Origin of the sequence: Pseudomonas sp. Irchel 3E19 (assembly GCF_900187585.1) — a bacterium.
In the GTDB taxonomy this organism is placed as follows: domain Bacteria; phylum Pseudomonadota; class Gammaproteobacteria; order Pseudomonadales; family Pseudomonadaceae; genus Aquipseudomonas; species Aquipseudomonas baetica.
The window spans coordinates 56,055-77,063 of record NZ_FYDT01000002.1; the positions used below are offsets into that span (position 1 = coordinate 56,055).

A 21,009-nucleotide genomic window follows, 5' to 3' on the forward strand; every position below is an offset into this window, starting at 1 on the left:
TGGCTGTTGTTCTGGTTCAGTCAAAGTCTGACCGAAAAACCTTGAAGAGAATGCCGACTAAAAGCAGTGACCTGCGACCCAATATCAGCAGTCGCACAATGAACGATCAGCATGGCCACTCACCTTCAGACGGGCGATCAAATCGTACAAATCATCCCATTGCATCTCTGTACGCTGAAAGAAAATCACCCTCACCATTCCGCAGTAGGGGCTGTACTCAGCACCGTCGTGGGCAATGTACTCCAGCACTCGCAGGACATCTCGTTCAGTGACATCGCGTGCAATCTCATCAAGATGCTCATGGGTAGCCCGCGCGATTTTATAGCGCGCCAGTCGAAGGCTGGGGCGGTCCAACCCACAGGTGGCAATCGTCGCCTTGCCTTCATCAGTGAGCGCGCGGATTTCACCCAGCCGGCCATAGGTGAAGTGCATCTGCGCCTGAAAATGCTTATCAAACGGTGACAGCAGTAACGGTGTGCAGGTTTGCGTGGGGGATACCTTGTGCACGCCTTTAACCGGATAGAAATTAGCCTTCCACTGCTGATTGCAGATCTGACAGCTGAGTAAATAATTGTCCCAACTATAAGCTAGCCACCAATACCCTGGCTTGATGACGTTACTTTTTCTCTTGCGTCCCTCCACCGACGAGCTCCAGGGAACCTCTTTGCCCCAGTCCTCTGGCTCGTCTACCAGTGTATGAACCTCTGCTTTCGGCTGGATATGCTCGACGTCACCATATTGAAGGCCTAATACCTGGCCTTCGCAGTATCCGCATCTGCCGTACTGCGCCTGGCTGAAATCTCTTTTGTAACTCGACCACAGGTTCGAGAAAGTGACAGCCGCCCCATTCGCCACTGCCTTGGCGACGGCCTTTTTTGTTGATTGGGTCTTCGTTCCGAAATTCGCGGCTATCGGTGGACGTACGAGCTTAAGCATCTTCGCGCCCCTGTCGCTGATCCGAATCGCCTTTCTGGATGTTTTTCAGACGATGCCTGATCAACTGATTCGCCTGAGATTCCGACATACCGACATCGAGCACTGCGGCAGCCGCCAGTGCCGCACGCTGGGCACGCGTACTCCCGAACGAAACCATGCGCTGACGAAGCGTGGCTTCCAGTTCAGCGAGGCGTTTCGACTCTGGCTCATTCTTCTGCAAGAGCACGCTGTGCTCAGACATGAGCATCAACGTTTCTGTATCAATCGTCGATTGAAGGCCGAACCACGGGCCGGTGAGGATCTCATCTGCCCGGGTACCGGGCGGGACATCGATCGGCTCGAAAATGAAGCGCTTGTCTTCGGGGTGCTTGGCCATGACCCACAACTCGCCATTTTTCAAACCCTGAACACACAACGGATCGTGGGTGCTGACAATAAAGCGCACGCGAGGGAACAACTGACGCAAGCGGTCGACGAGCTGAATTTTCCAGCGCGGATGAAGATGAAGTTCGAGTTCATCAATCATGACCACGCCTTGTGCAGACTCCATGTCAAATGAGCTGCTGGTCAAATGGAACATAATGTCCATCGCCAAAGCCAGGACGGACTTGTACCCGTCACTCAACTCACTCAGCGACACCGCACTGCCGTCGATTTTGCTTTCTATGTGTCGCCGCTTGCGAATGAGCGAGGCATCCGAACTGACCGGCAATAGATCCTTCAGACTGGTGGCCAACAGCGTGAATTGCGCCTCGCTGATCTTCTTGCTGCAGAGATACCGTTCAACCTGAACAAGCGGGTGGATATGGTTGAACAAGTTCAGGACACTAACACGGCGCGGCGCGACAGGTGCGGCAGCATCGGCATCGGGCAGCAGCCGAGTGGAACCATAGGCCAGAACCGGCAAATCTGGCACGTCACCTGTGATGCCAAACTTCTTGCTGTTTTTTTTGAAGGTCAACTCTCGCTGACTGCCGTCCGAAAACGTCAGGCGAACAAAGCCATCTTTAATCCCCCTACCCTTGCGCAGCCAAGTGCTTGCGTCCTCTTCGTCAAGCTCCTTTGCAGGCCTCATGGTCAAAGCGATGGCCTGGAGCAGGCTGCTCTTTCCGACGCCATTCTCACCAAGCACCATAAGCCAGGGCTGGATAGTGTGTTCACCGTTACTCTGCAATGGAGGAAATTCTATCTTGAGGTCACTGATCACCTTGAAGTTGTGGATTTCAATGGCCTCAAGCCAGATGGCATCGGGTATTGCTTTCATCGCCTCTGGCGGTGCTACCGGTGGTTCTGGAGGCATCACAGGCACCGCAGATCCTGATGAGAAAAACGCCTCGAGTACGGCGGGTGTTATGGCGGAGAGCGGCATATTGGGAGAAAAGAAACGAGCAATCGCCGTCTCGTCGATTGGCGGCAGATATTCCAGTGACAACAACGTCTCACATCTTTCGATGATCCGCGAAGCGCGCGTGAGACGGGCCTTTACCAGGCCCTCTTCATTTAGCTGAAATACCTTGATCGTTGCCGCCCCCCGTTCGGTGAGGGCGATTACCTGGCCGTCGCTGAGAAACTTCAGATGTTCTTGTGGATTGTCCTGACACGGGTCTAACAACAGTGGTTGTTCGTCTATCAGGGACTGCCTATCGCCTAGGGGAGAAGCAACCGGCCCCAACACAGGGAACAGGTTTATCTTCCTGGCATTACATCTAGGACAGCACAGGTATAGGTTTTCCCAGTCATTTGCCAACCACCAATAGTGTTGCAGGTCGATGCTGCCATCAGCTCGAGCGGCACGCCAACGGGGGCGAAAACGCTCCATTTCCTTAGCGTCACGTTCGCAAAATGCGCATTTGCCTCTAAACAGTTTGATGAGCGTTTTACGCACCTGCTCCTGCAGGGCTCGTGGCATCCGGAAATCAATGGCTTTTTGTGAATACTCGCCATCCGCCGCCTCAAAAATCGGCCTCAACCGCTCTATTTCACGGCGATGGTAATCAAGCAAATCCGGGGGCGGCGGCACGCTATGTCGATCAACAATAATCATCGAAAACCCGATCATAAAAGGAGGGAGGACAGGAAGCTGAAAGTCTCGTCTTTGAAGCACAAATCGCGTTATAGCACAGGTTCATCCACCAATTACCTGGGCAATCACTGCATCAATCCAAGGGTAAACGGGACAGGTAAACGGGACAGATTTATTTCCGGAGAAACCGGGCGCAGGTGTCATACCAATGCCCCCGATTAACAATCGGTCGTCGTGTCCGCAGCATTCATTTCGCGTCGAAACTGACGCGAAATGAATGCAACTCGTCATGGTCTGACGATTATCTGTCGTAGTGTGCCTCGATGAGCAACAGCATCGCTTTCGCATGCTTGTCGATCTGCTCATGGCCCCATTTGTCGCCCTTGCCCAGCACATGAAACATGTGCGCAAGCTTCAACGAGTCGTACTTCGGTTTGGCGCGGAAAGCCGCTTGTTTCTTGATGACCGCCAGGTTGCTGTACGAGGAGTTTTCACCCGGGCTGAGCAGAACCAGATTGCCGAATCCGTGTAGCAGCTCGTCAGGCAATGTCTTGCGGAACTCTTCGTTTTGCGGATGCACATGCTCGATTGAGTTCTTCGAGGTAATCCTGTACTGGAGCAACTTTTCAAGGTCAAGCCATTTGAACGCGCGGCGTTCGCGCCACAGAATGTATTCCAGTTTCTGGAACCAGTAGTGCTCGAAACTGGTGCCATTGGCTTCCTTGAGATAAGCCACGGTCGTTGCGATGGATACAGGCTCGGCGGTGTCGCTGGACAACAGCCGATAGCTCGCTTCCTTCTGGGTCATTTCGGTGAGCGAGAGCTGGTTATCGATCTGTTCGAGCATTGCCAGTACTTGATGTTCCTTCATATCAGGCGAGTCGACCAGCCTGCCCAGAAACGGTGTCAGCCAATACTGGGCACTGCGCTCACCGGTGAGGTAACGCATGCTCTGCAGTTGGCTCAAGTCGCAGGCATCCTGAGTGGGTGTGCGCCAATCGGGACCATTGCCTTTGCTTCGATTGTTGATGGTGCTCAGGCGCAAGGTGCGTTCATCTTCTTCACCCAGACGCACCCACTTGACGACCCAGCGGTCGAACTGAAAGCGCACATTCCAGAGGCATTCCATGAACGCCTTGGCGTGCCCCGCAGTGGCGGTTTCGACAAAGCTTGCGAAACACTCATTGAGGTTGCTGTCGTTGAGCCTGGAGCCGATATCAGACCTGTTCTGAGAGTGCCGATAGATTCGATAGGCATGCATCAACAACAAACCAAAGCTGATCACTGACTGATAACGTGCCTCATCCTTCTCGCGGGGCTCTTCAACCGCCTCGTCCTGCACCTTCATCGAAAGTATTTCGCTGATCGTGCGGCCTTTCGGGTAGCCGTCTGCAGGGCGTTCCAGCGAAAAATGCTCGATGGAGTGATCCGCAAGATCGGTGAACCTCAAGGCCCCCCAACGGGTGCCCGCGAAGACGTCGCGCAGGTTTTTCTCGAAGTAATTTCCCATGTCTTCGCAGGCCTGCCAGATGCCTTCGTACGTGGCACGGTTCTGCTTGATGCTCTTCATCAACCGAGCTTTGAGGATATCTGTCTGTTCAAGCTGGAGGCCGCTGGTGTTCAGCGTCGCGAACAGCTTGTTCAGGTCCATGCCCGCGGGCATGACATTGTTGACCCAGGTCACGCGGTTGAACAAGTACTCCCCGACGCGCTCAAGGGCTTGCTCGCCCCCCTCGGCCTGCAACCGCTTGAATCGGTCGCAGGCTACTTTTCGGGCAGCGCTCAGGTGTATGAGGTAGGGATTGGCAGCCTCCTTTTCATCCGGCTCAGGCTCCGCCGTCAAATCCGCCCATGCACTCAACCGGGCCTGGACTTCTTCACGAATATTGAAGGTAAGTCTCGGCGCCTTGCCCAGGACCACCAGTGCGCGCAGCGGTGACGATGGCAGCAACGAACAGAGAGCAAGCGCCAGCACCATCAATGTCGTCATTCGTTGTTGGCCATCGATGATTTCATAGACGATGGCAGCATCAGAATTGGAGCCTGGGAGCACTTCGCTGGTCAGCACCGTGCCGAAAAAGTAATGCGCTTGCGCGGGTTGATCGTCGCCATCACGCTCGCTCGCCAGGATGATCTGCTCCAGCAGGTCATTGACGTCGCTGCTGGGCCAGACATACGGACGTTGATAGCAGGGAATAGTCAGCGATATACCTTGCTCGCACAGCGTCGCGGACGTCTGTACACAGGACTGGACTTGAGCACTCATCATTTGCCTCCTTGACGGGCAATGTCAGCAAGGCTGACGCGTTTGATGGCGGCACACAGCTCGGCATCGTATTCAGCGGCAACATGGGTCGGATCGGGCCACGGCAGATTCAAGTGAAGCGTGACGGAAACCGATTCTACGAAGCGCTTCTTGATACTGTGTTTATCGAGTCCCTTGCCGGTTGGCTTGTATTTATAGCGGCGCAAATAATCCAATAGCTCATCTTCGCTATGGCTGCTGGCGATCCAGTCCATCAATGGATTGTCCCTGATGTGCGCCTGAACCCCGCTTTCCCGCACGCTCACGTCGTTGATCAGGCGCAGCGAAAAGATCACCCGGAACATCCACAGGCTGACTTCGAGCAACCGGGCGGTACCGAACTGGCTGGCGTACATCAGCACAGCGCATTCGTATGCCCTGCTCAGGAATATGCTGCCGCACGCGTCCCTGGACAAACGTTTGTAGTAGTAGGCGAACGAGCCCTTGAGCGGCGCATCACCGACATCGTGCAAGGCTTGGCGCAGACCATGGAAATAGGCGACGTAATGCATCGTGTTAACCCCGCAACCCAAGGGTTGTCGCATGGCGTACCCCGGCTGAACGCTATGCATGTCCTTGCCCCAGGCGTCGCGGTGCACCTGCAAGGGCCGATAGGCAATGTCGGGGGTATTGGCCAGCGTTCGCTCGGCGAGCTCCGTGACGATCTGCTTGCGTTCGAGCAGCGGGTCACGATCACTGGCAACATCTCGCCAGCGCAAGCTTTGCCAATGCCGGGATTTCATCAACGTTGCTACCAGTGGCTTGAGATCGCCGAGGCGCTCCCAGGTCCGCGCGAAATCATTCTGCGTGGCCGCCGTCACGCTGCGCAAATGATAAGCCTTGATGATGTCCGCGCCGCCCAGACGAACACCGGAAGTGTTCTGAGTCTCGAAAAAGCGATAGGCATCGTCTTCTCGACGCGTGACGACCAGCGTTACGTTGATGCGTGAAAAGTCAATCCGCGGCAACGTCTGCTGCTTTAGCCAACGAAGATTGTGCTGGATACGCCGGTAGCTTTCTGGCGAGTTGAATGCCAACGCTGGTGCACCCTTGTCACCTTTCTGCAGGCAATGCAGCAACGCCAGACTGGTGATGCGCTGTTGGCCGTCGATGATATTCAGAGTGCCCCGCTCACGGCCGTCGCCACCCTGCTGGTGCAGGATGAGGCTGCCGAGGTAGAAATCGTGGCCCGGTGCATCGGTGCCGAAGAAATCCCGTAAATCATCCAGCAACCGTCCGAGCTGTTCTTCGCTCCAGCGATAGGGTCGTTGATATTCAGGCAAACGCAGGTTGCCGAATATACAGCTGCCGTCGCTGGACAGAATCTTCCTGGCGTTGAATACGTTTTCCAGGTTCGTGGAAGCAACGGTTATGCCCTCCACGTCCAGCGACAGATGGGCAAACTGCCGTTCGTTCACGGCTTGGTTCATATAACGGTCCTTGTAATGAATCAGAGTATTGGATAACCGCAGCGAGACGCTTGACGACCTCGAAGACATTGAGGAGAAATAGCAGCCAACAATAATGGCATGTTGCCACAAATCAACCCTGTTTTCTCTCGCAATAGCCGCAATCCTGAACGATGTGTTTGATCGCGAGTCATTCAGCCAGTCCGGTCTGTACGGCGTTTTCGGCGCACCGCGCAATATCATGACGAGCGTCAAGTACAACTTCTGATTCGTTCTGGAAGTGGCGCGCGCTCTTATGGGTGCGCCACGTGACGACAGGCCCTCACGCATGAAACTTTCATTAAGGATATTGATAGCACCCTAACGAAATGCGCATTCTAGAGGGCTGGCATCGGTCTTATATCATTCCGAATGATAGTTACCTTTGCTTCATTCGATTCGTGCCATACCACCCCTGCCGACCATCATCCGCCCATCTTCAATACATTGGCGGATGCATCCATGGAACAGTCACTCAAACATTTGCGCTTCCCGTTGGCCCTGTTGGCCGTACTGGTGATGAGCGCCTGCGGCAAGACTCCGGAGACTGCCGCCACCCTGCCCGCTGCGAAAGTCAGCGTGGCCAAAGTGCTCGAACAACCGGTCAACGAGTGGGACGAATTTACCGGGCGCCTCGAAGCGCCGGAAACCGTTGAAATCCGTCCTCGGGTCTCCGGTCAGATCGACCAGGTGGCCTTCACTGAAGGCGCGCTGGTGAAGAAAGGTGACCTGCTGTTCCAGATCGATCCGCGTCCGTTCCAGGCTGAGGTGCGCCGCCTCGAAGCCCTGGTCGCACAATCGCGCGCCAACGCCACTCGCAGTGAAAACGAAGCCGGTCGTGGCGAACGTCTGCGTGCCAGCAACGCCATTTCCGCCGAACTGGCCGACTCGCGCACTAGCGCCGCACAGGAAGCCCGCGCCGCCGTGGGCGCCCTGCAAGCGCAACTGGATCTGGCCAAACTGAATCTGAGCTTCACCCGCGTCACTTCGCCGATCAGCGGCCGTGTCAGCCGCGCGGAAATCACCGCCGGCAACCTGGTGACCGCCGACACCACCGCGCTCACCAGCGTGGTGTCCACTGACAAGGTCTACGCCTACTTCGACGCTGACGAACGTGTATTCCTCAAATATACCCAGCTCGCTCGTCAGGGTCAGCGCGGCGCTACAACCCCGGTGTACATGGGGCTGTCCAATGAAGACGGTAACACGCACCTGGGCCAGATGAACTTCGTCGACAACCAGGTCAACCCGAAAACCGGCACCATCCGTGGTCGCGCGGTGTTCGACAACAGCGATGGCACCTACACACCGGGTCTGTACGCACGGCTGAAACTGGTCGGCAGCGGCACCTACAACGCCATGCTGATCAATGACGAAGCCGTCGGTACCGACTTGGGCAAGAAGTTCGTGCTGGTGATGGACGCGGACAACAAAACCGCTTACCGCCCCGTCGAACTCGGTCCGAAGATCGAAGGGCTGCGCATCGTGCGCACCGGCCTGAACAAGGACGACACGATCATCGTCAAGGGCTTACAACGGGTTCGTCCTGGCTCACCGGTCACCCCTGAAGTGGTGCCGATGGCCAGCGAACAAACCATCGCGGCACTCGCTCAACAACGTCAAGCGCTGGAAGCCAGCAACCTGCCCAAAGTCGCCCCCGCCAAAGGTGAGTCCGGTGCGGTTGTGAAGCTGGCTGCTACGACCCCACGCGGTTAAGGGACGACAACTCCGATGAATTTTTCCCAATTCTTCATTTCACGGCCGATCTTCGCAGCGGTGCTGTCGCTGCTGATCCTGATCGCCGGTGCAATCTCGCTGTTCCAGCTGCCGATCAGTGAATACCCGGAAGTCGTGCCACCGACCGTGGTGGTACGAGCCAACTTCCCGGGTGCCAACCCTAAAGTCATCGGTGAAACCGTGGCCGCTCCGCTGGAGCAAGCCATCACCGGCGTCGAGAACATGCTGTACATGTCCTCGCAATCCACCGCTGACGGCAAGATCACCCTGACCATCACCTTCGCGCTGGGCACTGACCTGGACAACGCGCAGGTGCAGGTGCAAAACCGGGTGACCCGTACCGAGCCGAAGCTTCCAGAAGAAGTGACGCGCATCGGTATCACTGTCGACAAGGCTTCTCCCGACCTGACCATGGTTGTGCACTTGACCTCGCCGGACAAGCGCTACGACATGCTGTACTTGTCCAACTACGCGATCCTCAACATCAAGGATGAGCTCGCTCGTCTGGGCGGTGTCGGTGACGTGCAGCTGTTCGGCATGGGCGACTACTCGCTGCGTGTCTGGCTCGACCCGAACAAGACCGCTTCGCGCAATCTGACCGCCACTGATGTGGTCACCGCGATTCGTGAACAGAACCGTCAAGTCGCTGCCGGCCAACTCGGTGCGCCCCCTGCCCCGAATGCCCAGAGCTTCCAGCTGTCGGTCAACACTCAGGGGCGTCTGGTTACCGAGGAAGAGTTCGAGAACATCATCATTCGCGCAGGCGACAACGGTGAAATCACTCGCCTCAAAGACATTGCTCGCGTTGAACTGGGCTCCAGTCAATACGCCCTGCGCTCGTTACTGAACAACCAGCCCGCTGTAGCGATCCCGATCTTCCAGCGTCCAGGCTCCAACGCCATCGACATCTCGAACGAAGTCCGGGCGAAGATGGACGAGTTGAAGAAAGGCTTCCCGCAAGGCATGGACTACAGCATCGTCTATGACCCGACGATCTTTGTACGCGGCTCGATCGAGGCAGTGGTTCACACCCTCTTCGAAGCCTTGATCCTCGTGGTGCTGGTGGTGATCCTGTTCCTGCAGACCTGGCGTGCCTCGATCATTCCATTGGTGGCGGTGCCGGTATCGTTGATCGGTACGTTTGCAGTCATGCACCTGTTCGGCTTCTCGCTCAACGCCTTGTCACTGTTCGGCCTGGTGTTGGCCATCGGTATTGTGGTGGACGACGCCATCGTGGTGGTGGAGAACGTCGAACGGAACATCGAACTCGGTTTGACACCGGTCGAAGCCACCAAGCGCGCCATGCGTGAAGTGACCGGCCCGATCGTTGCCACGGCACTGGTGCTGTGTGCGGTATTTATTCCGGCGGCATTCATTTCCGGTCTCACCGGCCAGTTCTACAAGCAGTTCGCACTGACGATTGCCATCTCGACGGTGATCTCGGCGTTCAACTCGCTGACTCTGTCGCCAGCACTGGCCGCTGTGTTGCTGAGAAGCCATGACGCGCCAAAAGACCGCGTCTCCAAGGTGCTCGACAAGCTCTTCGGTGGCTGGTTGTTCCGTCCGTTCAACCGCTTCTTTGATCGGGCCAGCCATGGCTACGTCGGCACCGTGCGCCGGGTTATCCGCAGCAGCGGCATTGCTCTGCTGCTGTATGCAGGGCTGATGGTACTGACCTTCTTCGGTTTCTCCAGCACCCCGACCGGTTTCGTCCCCGGCCAGGACAAGCAATACCTGGTGGCCTTCGCGCAATTGCCGGACGCTTCGAGCCTGGATCGCACCGAAGATGTGATCAAGCGCATGTCCGACCTCGCCCTGAAACAACCAGGCGTGGAAAGTGCCGTCGCGTTCCCGGGCCTGTCGATTAACGGCTTCACCAACAGCCCGAACGCCGGCATCGTGTTCGTGACCCTGAAACCGTTCGACGAACGTAAAGATCCGAGCATGTCCGCCGGTGCGATTGCCGGCGCCCTGAACGGCCAGTACGCGAACATTCAAGAAGCGTACATGGCGATCTTCCCGCCCCCGCCGGTACAAGGGCTGGGCACCATTGGTGGTTTCCGTCTGCAAATCGAAGACCGGGGCAACCTGGGCTACGACGAGCTGTACAAAGAAACCATGAACATCATCAACAAAAGCCACAACGTACCGGAACTGGCCGGCCTGTTCACCAGCTACACCGTGAACGTGCCGCAGGTCGATGCCGCTATCGACCGGGAAAAAGCCAAGACCCATGGCGTGGCCGTCAGTGACATCTTCGACACCCTGCAGATCTATCTGGGTTCGCTGTATGCCAACGACTTCAACCGTTTCGGCCGTACCTATCAGGTCAACGTTCAGGCCGAGCAACAGTTCCGCCTCGAATCCGACCAGATCGGCCAGCTGAAAGTGCGCAACAACAAAGGCGAAATGATCCCGCTGGCGACCTTCATCAAGGTCAGCGACACCTCGGGCCCCGATCGCGTCATGCACTACAACGGTTTTATCACCGCAGAAATCAACGGTGCAGCAGCCCCCGGCTACAGCTCCGGCCAGGCGGAAAAAGCCATCGAGAAACTGCTCAAGGAAGAACTTCCGAACGGCATGACCTACGAGTGGACCGACCTGACGTACCAGCAGATTCTGTCCGGCAACACCGCGCTGTTCGTGTTCCCTCTGTGCGTACTGCTGGCGTTCCTGGTACTCGCTGCTCAATACGAAAGCTGGAGCCTGCCACTGGCGGTAATCCTGATCGTACCGATGACCCTGCTGTCGGCCATCACCGGGGTGATCATCTCGGGCGGTGACAACAACATCTTCACCCAGATCGGTTTGATCGTACTGGTGGGGCTTGCGTGTAAGAACGCGATTCTGATCGTCGAATTCGCCAAGGATAAACAGGAAGAAGGCCTCGACCCGCTCGCTGCGGTGCTGGAAGCCTGCCGTCTGCGTCTGCGGCCGATCCTGATGACCTCCTTCGCGTTCATCATGGGTGTGGTGCCACTGGTGTTCTCCAGCGGTGCCGGTGCCGAGATGCGTCACGCCATGGGTGTGGCGGTGTTCTCCGGGATGCTCGGGGTGACCTTCTTCGGTCTGCTGTTGACGCCAGTGTTCTACGTACTGATCCGTAACTTTGTCGAACGCGGTGAAGCCCGCAAAGCGGCAAAAGCCCTGAAACTGGAGGCGCAACAATGAGTCTGAAAGTCTTCCTGCCGAGTCTGCTGGTGCTGGCCCTGAGTGCCTGCGCCGTCGGCCCCGACTACAAGACCCCAGCGACGGAGGCGGCCAACATCACGACCGCCACCGACGGTGCCAACGGACAGAAGAACTTTGACCGGTCGAAGTTCGAAGGCATCTGGTGGCAGCAATTTGATGATCCGACCCTCAGCCAGTTGGTGACGCAATCGCTGCAAGGCAACCGTGAACTGCGTGTTGCGTTCGCCCGCTGGAAAGCCGCCCGCGCCATCCGCGACGACGCCAGCAACGATGCGATGCCGACCATCACCAGCCGCGCCAGCAGTGATCTGGCCAAGGGCCAGATCCCCGGCCAGACCACCAACCGGGTCAATAGCGAACGCTATGACCTGGGTCTGGACATGGCCTGGGAACTGGACTTGTTTGGCCGTATCCAGCGCAATCTGGAAGCCAGCGACGCCGACCAGCAGGCCGCCGAAGCTGATCTTTACCAACTGCAAGTCACCATGATTGCCGAACTGGTGGACGCTTACGGTCAACTGCGTGGTGCGCAACTGCGCGAGAAGATCGCCGTGGCCAACCTGAACAACCAGCAGGAGTCGCGCAAGATCACCATCAGCCTGCGTGATGCCGGCGTTGGCGATCAGCTCGATGTCGAACGTGCCGACGCGCGCCTGGCTTCGGTTGAAGCCAGCGTGCCGCAATTGCAGGCAGAGCAGGTTCGGCAGAAAAACCGCATCGCCACCCTGCTGGGTGAACGCCCGGACAAGCTGACGGTGGACCTGAGTTCTAAAGACTTGCCGGCGATTGCCAAGGCTCTGCCTATCGGTAATCCGGGCGAACTGTTGCAACGTCGGCCGGACATCCTCAGTGCCGAACGCCAACTGGCCTCTGCCACGGCACGTATTGGTGTGGCCAAAGCGGACCTGTTCCCTCGGGTCAGTCTCAGTGGTTTTCTGGGCTGGACCGCCGGACGTGGTTCGCAGATCGGTTCATCGGCAGCCAATGCCTGGGCACTGGGCCCGAGCATCACCTGGGCGGCGTTCGACCTTGGCAGCGTGCGGGCGCGTTTGCGCGGTGCCGATGCGGACGCCGAGGGCGCGCTGGCGACCTACGAGCAACAAGTGCTGCTGGCACTGGAAGAGTCGGAAAACGCCTTCAGCGACTACGGCAAACGGCAGCAACGGTTGATCTCGCTGATCCGTCAGAGTGAATCGAGCCGCAAGGCTGCCGATCTGGCCGAGATTCGCTATCGCGAAGGCACCACGGACTTCCTCGTATTGCTCGACGCGCAGCGTGAACGGTTGAACGCCGAAGACAGTCAGGCCCAGGCCGAAGTCGATCTGTATCGCGGCGTTGTCGCAATCTACAAGGCCCTGGGTGGTGGCTGGCAACCGGAGCAGGTCGCCAGTCAGTAAAGGTTGTTAAAGAGCTCCTTTGGTTGGCCGCAACCAACCAATTTTTTGCCCCGCGTATCATTCGGTCGCGGGGCTTTTTTGTGCCTCCAGAACACTGACGGTGGCGGTTGTACCGGCGCGCAGGCGGTTTTTGCCGGCGTAGTCCTTGTCAATCTCGATCCGCACCGGCACCCGCTGCGCCAGTTTCACCCAAGTGTAGCTCGGGTTGATGTTGGCCAGCAGTCGACTGCCCTGTGCGTTCTCCCGGTCAGCAATAGCGAAGGCGATGCTCTGCACCGCGCCGCCGAAGGTTTCCCCGCTCATCAATTGAATGCGCACTCGATCGCCCTCCTCGATGCGCGGCAACTTGGTTTCTTCAAAATAGCCACTGACGTAGAACGAATCGCTGTCCACCAGTGCCAACAAGGCGCCACCGGCCACGGCGTAATCGCCCTGGCGTGTCAGCAGATTGGTCACGTAGCCACTGACCGGGGATTCGACGCGGGTACGCTGCAGATCCAGTTCAGCCTGGGTCAGTGCGGCAATCGCCAATTGCACATTGGCCTCGGCCAGTCCGAGGTTGGCTTGATTGCGCAACAGATCCGCCTGAGCCACAGCCACGTCGGTACTGGATTTCTCCCATTCTTCGCCGGAGATCGCAAACCCCTGCTTGAGCGTACGCCGGCGCCGCTCTTCGCTCTGGCGCTGCTTGAGCAGAGCTTCACTGGCAACGATCGCGGCTTGCGACTGCCCCAGCGTCGCCTTCGCCACCTCAACCGAGCGCCGCGAATGCTCTACCGCCAATTGGTAGCGCGCCGGGTCGATCTCCATCAGCAACTGGCCTTTGTCGACATGCTGGTTGTCCTGCACCGCGAGGCTGACGATGCGCCCCGAAACATCCGCCGACAGCGTCACCACATCCGCCCTGATCCGAGCGTCTCGAGTCCACGGTGCACGGGTGTAATGCTCCCAGGCAAACCAGCCGAGCACGAGGGCCAGCAGCACCACTGCCAGGGTCATCGATCGAGCGATTAATACTTTCAAGGCATCAGGCTCCCATCAACAAAATCAGCGCGGCACAGACGCAGGCATACAGCGCGCCTTCGAACAGCGCTTCGTGCCAGACCAGACGCAACACACCCAAGCGCCGCAAGCACCCGTCCAACAGCATGAAAATCGGTATGGCCAGCAGCAAGGCCTGGGCAATGGGCGGCAGATAAACGCCACCAATCTCGAAATCAATGGGCAAGGGCCGGTTCTCCTACGGGGGTATTGTGTTGCAGGTGTTCGCCGTGGCGTTCGAGGAATGACACGACAATCAGCAGGGCCACACGCATGCGAAACACCGCCCATAGATGTTCATGGCTGGCGACGTGCAGATCATCCAGCTCATCGCCCAGTGTATTAAGGGCCGCGAGCACCGGCGCCAGTTGCGCGCCCTGACGCCCTGCCACAAGGCGTCCGGTCCTGCGTAACGCCGAGGACAAGCGTTGACTGTAAACGTCCGTCAACAGCGCATTGTTCTGCGCCTGTTGCCTGAGCTGATGCATCGCCACACCCAGTGCCACGCAGGCCAGACTGACTTCATACAGTTGCTGCGTGGGGCGGTCATCCACGGCAGGCAGCAAGCCCAGCATGCTGGTCAGGCGATCGACCATGCGGCTTTCGAAGGCAAATTGTTGTTCATCGGTGGCCGGCGCCTTGGTCAGTTGGTAGACCTGCTCCCGCGCTTCGTTATAGAGACGACGAATGCGCCATGCCGGCCGGAACGGAAAAATCCACGCATAGACCATCAGCGCCAGCATCGCCGCGCTGACATACGCACCAGCGAACTCGAACCATTGAATCGCGGTGTTCTGTCCGGTGCCGACATTCTGCGGGCCGAGCAGGAGAAAACTCGACAACCCCAGCCCCATGCCGATTCCCGCTGTAGCCGGGTTCGCGATGCCGACCGCGATCACATAGAGCAACGGTGCAAGAAGCAAGGCCAATAGCTCGAAATCACTGATCGCCGGCACCAGCATGAACTGATAGAACGCCGATACCACGAGGGCCAGCCCCAACCCGCGAGCGTAACTCTGCGCGGCCATCAACGGTCGCGGGAAGGTCGCCATGAGCGAACAGAGAATCCCCACCAGAATCATCCCGCCCCGTGCACCGTCCCAAGCGGTTTCGATCCAGATCAAGCCGGCAACCAGCAACGCGGTAAAGGCGCGGATTGCGTTCATCGAGGCCAGCGTGAAATCCAGATGCAAAGGATTGGACTGCCCGCGGTAAAGGCAACTGGCCTCGCGCCCTTCCTGTATGGCCTCGCTCAATTCCAGAATCTGTTCGAATTGCTGCAACAGCCGCGCCTGTTCCCAGCGCAATGCCCAGGCCAGTGAACGCAGGGTGGCGCTCATGTCTTCGGTCAGTTGCTCGGCCTCGTAAGCCAGCGCCTCGAACTGCTGCTGCAGCGTGAAAAATTGATGGCGCGACGCCGCAGGCAGCGACCTGCCCTGCTCCGCCAACAGGTCGAACAGTGCCAGTTCCTCGGCCCGCAGACGCTGGATGTCCGGCGGCAGATCGCCCTCCCAGCGCTCAGTCAGCAGTTCACGCTGATGCCGTAAAGCGGTCAGGCGCGAGGTCAGCAGCATCAGTTGATTACCCAACAACAGCACCAGGTTATTGGCGCTGCGCAAACGTGGCGCATCGAAGTACAAATGCCGACGTAAACCCTCCAGAGCACTGATTTCAGCGAGCAAGCGCATTTGTCGACGCTGGAAATCGTCTTCACTTTCCTCCGTGCGCAGCACAGCAGCGGCATGGCTGGCCGCCAGTTTGATCACCTGATCGACTTTGGCGAAGTAACCCGTGGCAACGGCTTGCGGGCGCGCCGTAAGCAGGCTGACCACGCAGACACACGCCACGGCCAGCAAGGTTTCGGTAACACGGGTGACGGCCAGCAGAAACGTGCCGTCCTGATCGGGAATTGCCAGTAATGCCACTACCACCGCCGTATACCCGCTGAGCACAAACGCTTGAGAGCTGGTGTAGCGCAGCAACGTACCGCCGGCCGTGCACAGCCCCAGCCACAGTGCCAGCGTGGTAATGAACGGCAAAGGTGCCTGGGGAAATATCGCCATGATCAATACCGCTACCGCCGCGCCCAGGGTAGTGCCGATCACCTGACCAAAACTGCGCGCCAGTGCCATCCCGGCGAGCGGCTGACTGACAATGACGACGGCCATGATCGACCACTTGGGCTGATCAAGATCGAACACAAACGCCAGGTACAGGGTGAGCAACCCCGCCACAATGGTACGCAGGGCAAACAGCAGGATGGCCTGACCGGGATGAATCACTGCCTTGAAATAAATCAACAGGGCTTGCATGGGCGCACTCGTCGAAACAACTTCACCAAGCGTAGACACTGCATCGAAGCATGGAGGTTCACAGAGTCGACGCAGTTTGTAGGGCGTTTCGCATGCACAGGGTTTGACTCAGGGCCCGAGCTGACCGAAGCTTGCTGCTCTGCTCCAGTACGAAAGCTTCCGGAAATCTGCATGCCTCAATCGCGCCGCTATCTGTTTATCAGCCTTGGCCTCGTACTCGTCATACTCATCGGCTGGTTGTCCCTGCGCAGCACCGCACCCGTGGTCCCCGAGGCGATCAAACACGGCTACAGCGAAGCGCTGGCCGCCGCTCGTGCCGGGCAACCGGGCGCGGCGCGTCAGTTGTATCAGCAATTGGGCCGTCCCGACCTGTCGGTCAAACGGCGGATCTGGCTGCATGCCGAACTGCTTAATTATCCGAGCCCGCAAGCCCTGAAACTGGCGGACGCCGACCTGCTCAACGAAGCCCCCGAAGTGCGCCTGGCAGCCATCAAAAGCATTGTCGGATTGGTACCGGGCGGGCAACGCAGCCTGTTGCTCGGGCCGTTGCTCGACGACGAAGAGCAAACCGTGCGCTTTGCCGCGATCAACGCATTACTCGGCCTGACGCCAGATGAGCTGGGCCTGTATTTCGCACCGTTGCAGCAAGCGATCGATGGCTGGGAACAGGCGCTCAAAGGCGAACCCGAAAGCGCCGCCACCTACGCGCAATTGGCCCGTCTGCATCTGCATAACGCCGAACTCAAAGAGGCGCAGACTGCGCTGGACAATACCCTGCGTCTGGAACCCGGCAACTTGCCGGCGCTGGTGATGCAGATCGATGTGCTTGATCGCCAGGGTCAGAGCGATGCCGCCCGACAGTTGCTCGCGCAACAGCTTAAAGCGCAGCCAGACTCTGCTTATCTGCAACATGCTCTGGGTTTGTGGCTGCTGCATCACGGGCAACGCGAATATGCCCTGCTCGGCTTGTCCAAAGCCGTGGAACTGGAGCCGGACAACAAGGATTACCGCTACGACCTTGCCACCACCCTGCACGGCGCCGAAGAGCTGGAGGCGGCGCAGAAGCAGTTGCAGGAGATCGTTCAGCGCCATCCCGCCGACCGCAAGGCGCGGGTGTTGCTGATCAACTATTGGAAGGAAAGCGGGCAATTGCAGAACGTGCAGATTCTGTTGGCCCAGCTGGAGCAGATGAATCCTGATGATCCGGCTTTGCAACAAGGGCTCTGACTGTATCAGTGGCCGTTGAATTCGCGCGTAGCAGACTGTTGCGCGCCGTGACACTGACCACGCCCGCTCGCGCATTTTGAAATAAGGACATTGACCTTTTCGTGGCCACCTATTCGCGCCTCATTCGCCGGTTGATGATCAGCTCGCTGACCGTCGTCATCAGCCGCGCCCTGATCAGCCCGCTGCTGACCTTGTTCCTCAGCAACAAACTCGGACTTGACCCACAAGATGTCGGCCTGTTGTTGGGGGTTGCGGTGTTCACCGCGACGCTGCTGTCGCTGTATGGTGGCTACATCATCGATAAGCTGGATAAACGCCGGTTGCTGATTCTGACCATGCTGTCGAGCGGCATCGGTCTGATCCTCCTGACCTTCGCGCAGGACCTGTACCTGGTCACGCTGGTGCTGATCATCAGCGAAACCGCGTCGGCGCTGTTCCTGATCTGCTCCAAGGCGATCCTCAGCGAAAATCTGCCATTGGGCCAACGGGTCAAGGCGTTTTCCCTGAATTACACGCTGACCAACATCGGTTACGCCGTCGGCCCGATGATTGGCGTGGTGATTGCCGGGGTGCAACCGTCAGCCCCTTTTATCGTCGCCGGGGCGATTGCCATCGGCAGCATTTTCCTGCTGCTCGGCGCTACCAGAGAGGTGCGCCCGATAAGCACGGTCGGCCAACCGCAAAGCTTTCTGAAGACGCTGATCATCCTGAAAAACGACCGCACGATGATCCTGTTCGTCCTCGGTTGCCTGCTCAGCACACTGGTGCACGGACGCTTCACTTTGTACCTGTCGCAATACCTGCTAGTGACGCACACCCAGCAACAAACACTGGACACCATGGCCGCGCTGCTTGCCTGCAACGCGATCACGGTGATTTTGCTGCAGTACCAGATCGGCCGCTTGCTCAAGCGCGAGCACCTGCGACACTGGATTGCCGGGGGCACGGCGCTGTTCATCGTCGGGCTGATCGGCTTCAGCTTCGCCGACAGCCTGATTGGCTGGTGTGTGGCGATGTTTATCTTCACCCTCGGCGAGATGATCATTTACCCGGCGGATTTCCTTTTCGTTGACACCCTCGCCCCGGAGGAACTGCGTGGCAGTTATTACGGCGCGCAGAACCTGGCGGCGCTGGGCGGTGCAGCGAGCCCGGTGATGTGTAGGTTTCTACTGATGCACACACCGGCGCCGAGCATGTTTTATGCCCTGAGTGCGCTCGCCGCATTAGGCGGGTACTTGTGTTTCGTCAGCGGACGAAGGGTTGCTTCAATTCAAAAATAATGCACTCAAACTGCATTAATATGAATTTGTCAGCATCGAGATAGATCGGCACACTGTGCGCGTTCCTCCCCCAATAGTTGGAACGTTTCGAGGGCTTTCCGGATTGCCGGACAAGTCCTTTTTTTTGCCCGCCATTTTTTACAGGATCGTTTTTACATGCTCGCTCGCTGGTTGCCCGCCGCCATCAACACTCGCCCCACCGAATGGAGCCGCGCCGCAATCGGCATGGCATTGGGCACGTTGTTCAGTGTGTGGCTGTGCGCTCAGGTGTTTGGTCACGAGGTGGCTTATCACCTGATCGGGCCGCTGGGTGCATCGGCAGTGTTGCTGTTTGCCGTGTCCTCCGGCGCCCTCGCCCAGCCATGGTCGATTCTCGGTGGTTATCTGTGTGCCGGCGTCATGGCGTTGCTGGTCGCCCATGTGCTCGGCCGAACCCTCGGCAGCGCCTGTCTGGCGGCGGGCATGGCCTTGATCCTGATGTGCTGGCTGCGTTGTCTGCACCCGCCGGCGGGAGCTTTGGCATTGACGTTGGTTCTCGCCGACCCCGCAACCATCGCCCTGGACTGGCAAGCCATGGCGCCGGTGATGCTCGGCGCCGCGTGCATGCTTGCCAGCGCGCTGGCCTACAACAACCTGACGCGCATTCGCTATCCAAAACGTCCCGCCGAACCTGCGCCGGCGGTTGCCCCGGTCGACACTCAGGCTATCACCGCCGAAGACCTGAAACGGGCCCTGGCCGACATGGAAGCCTTCATCGACGTCACTCCCGAAGACCTCGAACAACTGATCCACGCCAGCGAACGGCACGCAAAACGGCGCAGCATTACCCAAACCTTCACCTGAACCCGTGTAGGAGCGCACACATTTTCGACCAAGGTAAAAACGCAAACTCCCCCTGCGAATATCCCGGTTGTACACGGCAAATTTGCACTGCTACGATCGGCTAACGCTCGCGCGCGAGCTTCTCAAATAAAGACAATAAAAGCAGGGAGTTAGTGATGACTGCTCAGGCTTCATCCCCGCGGACTCAGTCCATGGATGCCACGCAACACGAAGTGCTGGCCGAGGTTCGCAACCACATCGGTCACCTGACCCTCAACCGCCCCACCGGCCTCAACGCCATTACCCTCGACATGGTTCGCCTGCTGCAACAGCAGCTCGACGCCTGGGCTACCGACACCCATGTCCACGCAGTGGTGCTGCGCGGTGCCGGTGAAAAAGCCTTTTGCGCTGGCGGCGACATTCGTTCGCTCTACGACAGTTACAAGAGCGGCGACACGCTGCACGAAGATTTTTTCGTCGAGGAATACGCCCTCGACCTGACGATTCACCACTACCGCAAACCGGTGCTGGCCTTGATGGACGGCTTTGTCCTCGGCGGCGGCATGGGGCTGGTGCAAGGCGCCGATCTGCGCGTGGTCACCGAGAAAAGCCGTCTGGCGATGCCGGAAGTGGCCATCGGTTATTTCCCGGACGTCGGCGGCAGCTATTTCCTGCCGCGCATTCCCGGTGAGCTGGGGATTTATCTGGGCGTCAGCGGTGTGCAGATTCGCGCCGCCGATGCGCTGTATTGCGGACTGGCTGACTGGTATCTGGACAGCAGTAAGTTGGCACTGCTCGATGAAAAACTCGACCAGATGGAATGGCAGGACACGCCGCTCAAGACCTTGCAAAACCTGCTGGCCAAACACGCGGTACAAACGCTGCCCGATGCGCCGCTCCAAGCCTTGCGCCCGGCCATCGACCATTTCTTCGCGCTGCCGGACGTGCCGAGCATGGTCGAACAACTGCGCGAGGTGACCGTTGCCGACAGCCACCAATGGGCGACCAGCACCGCTGACCTGCTGCAAACCCGTTCGCCATTAGCCATGGCCGTGACCCTGGAAATGCTCCGTCGTGGCCGGCATCTGAGCCTGGAACATTGCTTCGCTCTGGAGCTGCACCTGGATCTCCAATGGTTCGCCCGTGGCGATTTGATCGAAGGCGTGCGCGCCCTGCTGATCGACAAAGACAAGACACCTCGCTGGAACCCGCCCACCCTCGCTGCACTGGACGCAAGCCACGTCGCGAGTTTCTTCCACGGGCTTGATGAGAGCGGGAGCTGAGCC

At 58.3% G+C, this 21,009-nt stretch carries 14 protein-coding genes; 7 read left to right on the forward strand and 7 right to left on the reverse strand.

What is annotated here, in order from left to right; all coding sequences use genetic code 11:
* Nucleotides 1-84: 84 nt before the first annotated feature.
* The 4 genes from CKW18_RS01810 to CKW18_RS01825 all read right to left on the reverse strand — a co-directional run bounded on the left by CKW18_RS01810 (nucleotide 85) and on the right by CKW18_RS01825 (nucleotide 6,928).
* Nucleotides 85-936 (reverse strand): hypothetical protein, encoded by an 852-nt coding sequence (locus tag CKW18_RS01810; protein WP_095187179.1) that lies wholly within the window; start codon nucleotides 934-936, stop codon nucleotides 85-87.
* Nucleotides 929-2,980 carry an AAA family ATPase gene (locus CKW18_RS01815; RefSeq protein WP_170947200.1) on the reverse strand — a complete coding sequence of 684 codons (2,052 nt, stop codon included), beginning with the start codon at nucleotides 2,978-2,980 and terminating at the stop codon, nucleotides 929-931. The genes CKW18_RS01810 and CKW18_RS01815 overlap by 8 nt, the downstream gene beginning before the upstream one ends.
* A gap of 280 nt (nucleotides 2,981-3,260) precedes the next feature.
* Nucleotides 3,261-5,228 (reverse strand): DUF262 domain-containing HNH endonuclease family protein, encoded by a 1,968-nt coding sequence (locus CKW18_RS01820; protein ID WP_095187181.1) that lies wholly within the window; start codon nucleotides 5,226-5,228, stop codon nucleotides 3,261-3,263.
* Nucleotides 5,225-6,928, reverse strand: coding sequence for a DUF262 domain-containing protein (locus CKW18_RS01825; RefSeq protein WP_170947202.1), 1,704 nt, complete (start codon nucleotides 6,926-6,928; stop codon nucleotides 5,225-5,227). Before CKW18_RS01825 ends, CKW18_RS01820 begins: the two co-directional genes overlap by 4 nt.
* A 246-nt stretch (nucleotides 6,929-7,174) precedes the next feature.
* Between CKW18_RS01825 and mexE the strand changes: the two genes are divergently transcribed.
* Genes mexE through CKW18_RS01840 form a run of 3 tightly spaced genes read left to right on the forward strand, consistent with a single transcriptional unit; the run spans nucleotide 7,175 to nucleotide 13,041 of the window.
* Complete coding sequence (mexE, locus tag CKW18_RS01830) at nucleotides 7,175-8,428, forward strand: multidrug efflux RND transporter periplasmic adaptor subunit MexE (RefSeq protein WP_095187183.1); 1,254 nt, start codon at nucleotides 7,175-7,177, stop codon at nucleotides 8,426-8,428.
* Between the two features lie 15 nt (nucleotides 8,429-8,443).
* Entirely contained in the window at nucleotides 8,444-11,623 is a 3,180-nt protein-coding gene (locus CKW18_RS01835) for an efflux RND transporter permease subunit (protein ID WP_095187184.1), read from the forward strand.
* The gene (locus CKW18_RS01840) at nucleotides 11,620-13,041 is read left to right on the forward strand and encodes an efflux transporter outer membrane subunit (protein WP_095187185.1); all 1,422 of its coding nucleotides are present in this window, start codon (nucleotides 11,620-11,622) and stop codon (nucleotides 13,039-13,041) included. Before CKW18_RS01835 ends, CKW18_RS01840 begins: the two co-directional genes overlap by 4 nt.
* 57 nt (nucleotides 13,042-13,098) lie before the next feature.
* Here CKW18_RS01840 and CKW18_RS01845 read toward each other — a convergent pair whose 3' ends face one another.
* The 3 genes from CKW18_RS01845 to CKW18_RS01855 are packed head-to-tail and all read right to left on the reverse strand — an operon-like array spanning nucleotide 13,099 to nucleotide 16,394.
* A complete protein-coding gene (locus CKW18_RS01845; protein WP_371857601.1) occupies nucleotides 13,099-14,040 on the reverse strand; it encodes a biotin/lipoyl-binding protein in 942 nt (313 codons plus the stop codon).
* Between the two features lie 28 nt (nucleotides 14,041-14,068).
* Nucleotides 14,069-14,269, reverse strand: coding sequence for a DUF1656 domain-containing protein (locus CKW18_RS01850; RefSeq protein ID WP_095187187.1), 201 nt, complete (start codon nucleotides 14,267-14,269; stop codon nucleotides 14,069-14,071).
* Nucleotides 14,259-16,394 (reverse strand): FUSC family protein, encoded by a 2,136-nt coding sequence (locus CKW18_RS01855; protein WP_095187188.1) that lies wholly within the window; start codon nucleotides 16,392-16,394, stop codon nucleotides 14,259-14,261. Before CKW18_RS01855 ends, CKW18_RS01850 begins: the two co-directional genes overlap by 11 nt.
* Before the next feature lie 171 nt (nucleotides 16,395-16,565).
* Between CKW18_RS01855 and CKW18_RS01860 the strand changes: the two genes are divergently transcribed.
* The 4 genes from CKW18_RS01860 to CKW18_RS01875 all read left to right on the forward strand — a co-directional run bounded on the left by CKW18_RS01860 (nucleotide 16,566) and on the right by CKW18_RS01875 (nucleotide 21,006).
* Entirely contained in the window at nucleotides 16,566-17,621 is a 1,056-nt protein-coding gene (locus CKW18_RS01860) for a tetratricopeptide repeat protein (protein WP_095187189.1), read from the forward strand.
* A gap of 101 nt (nucleotides 17,622-17,722) precedes the next feature.
* Nucleotides 17,723-18,901, forward strand: a complete 1,179-nt coding sequence (locus CKW18_RS01865; protein WP_095187190.1) for an MFS transporter — start codon at nucleotides 17,723-17,725, stop codon at nucleotides 18,899-18,901.
* Between the two features lie 156 nt (nucleotides 18,902-19,057).
* The gene (locus CKW18_RS01870) at nucleotides 19,058-19,744 is read left to right on the forward strand and encodes an HPP family protein (protein ID WP_095187191.1); all 687 of its coding nucleotides are present in this window, start codon (nucleotides 19,058-19,060) and stop codon (nucleotides 19,742-19,744) included.
* A 155-nt stretch (nucleotides 19,745-19,899) separates the two neighbouring features.
* Nucleotides 19,900-21,006 carry an enoyl-CoA hydratase/isomerase family protein gene (locus CKW18_RS01875; protein ID WP_095187192.1) on the forward strand — a complete coding sequence of 369 codons (1,107 nt, stop codon included), beginning with the start codon at nucleotides 19,900-19,902 and terminating at the stop codon, nucleotides 21,004-21,006.
* Nucleotides 21,007-21,009: the final 3 nt, after the last annotated feature.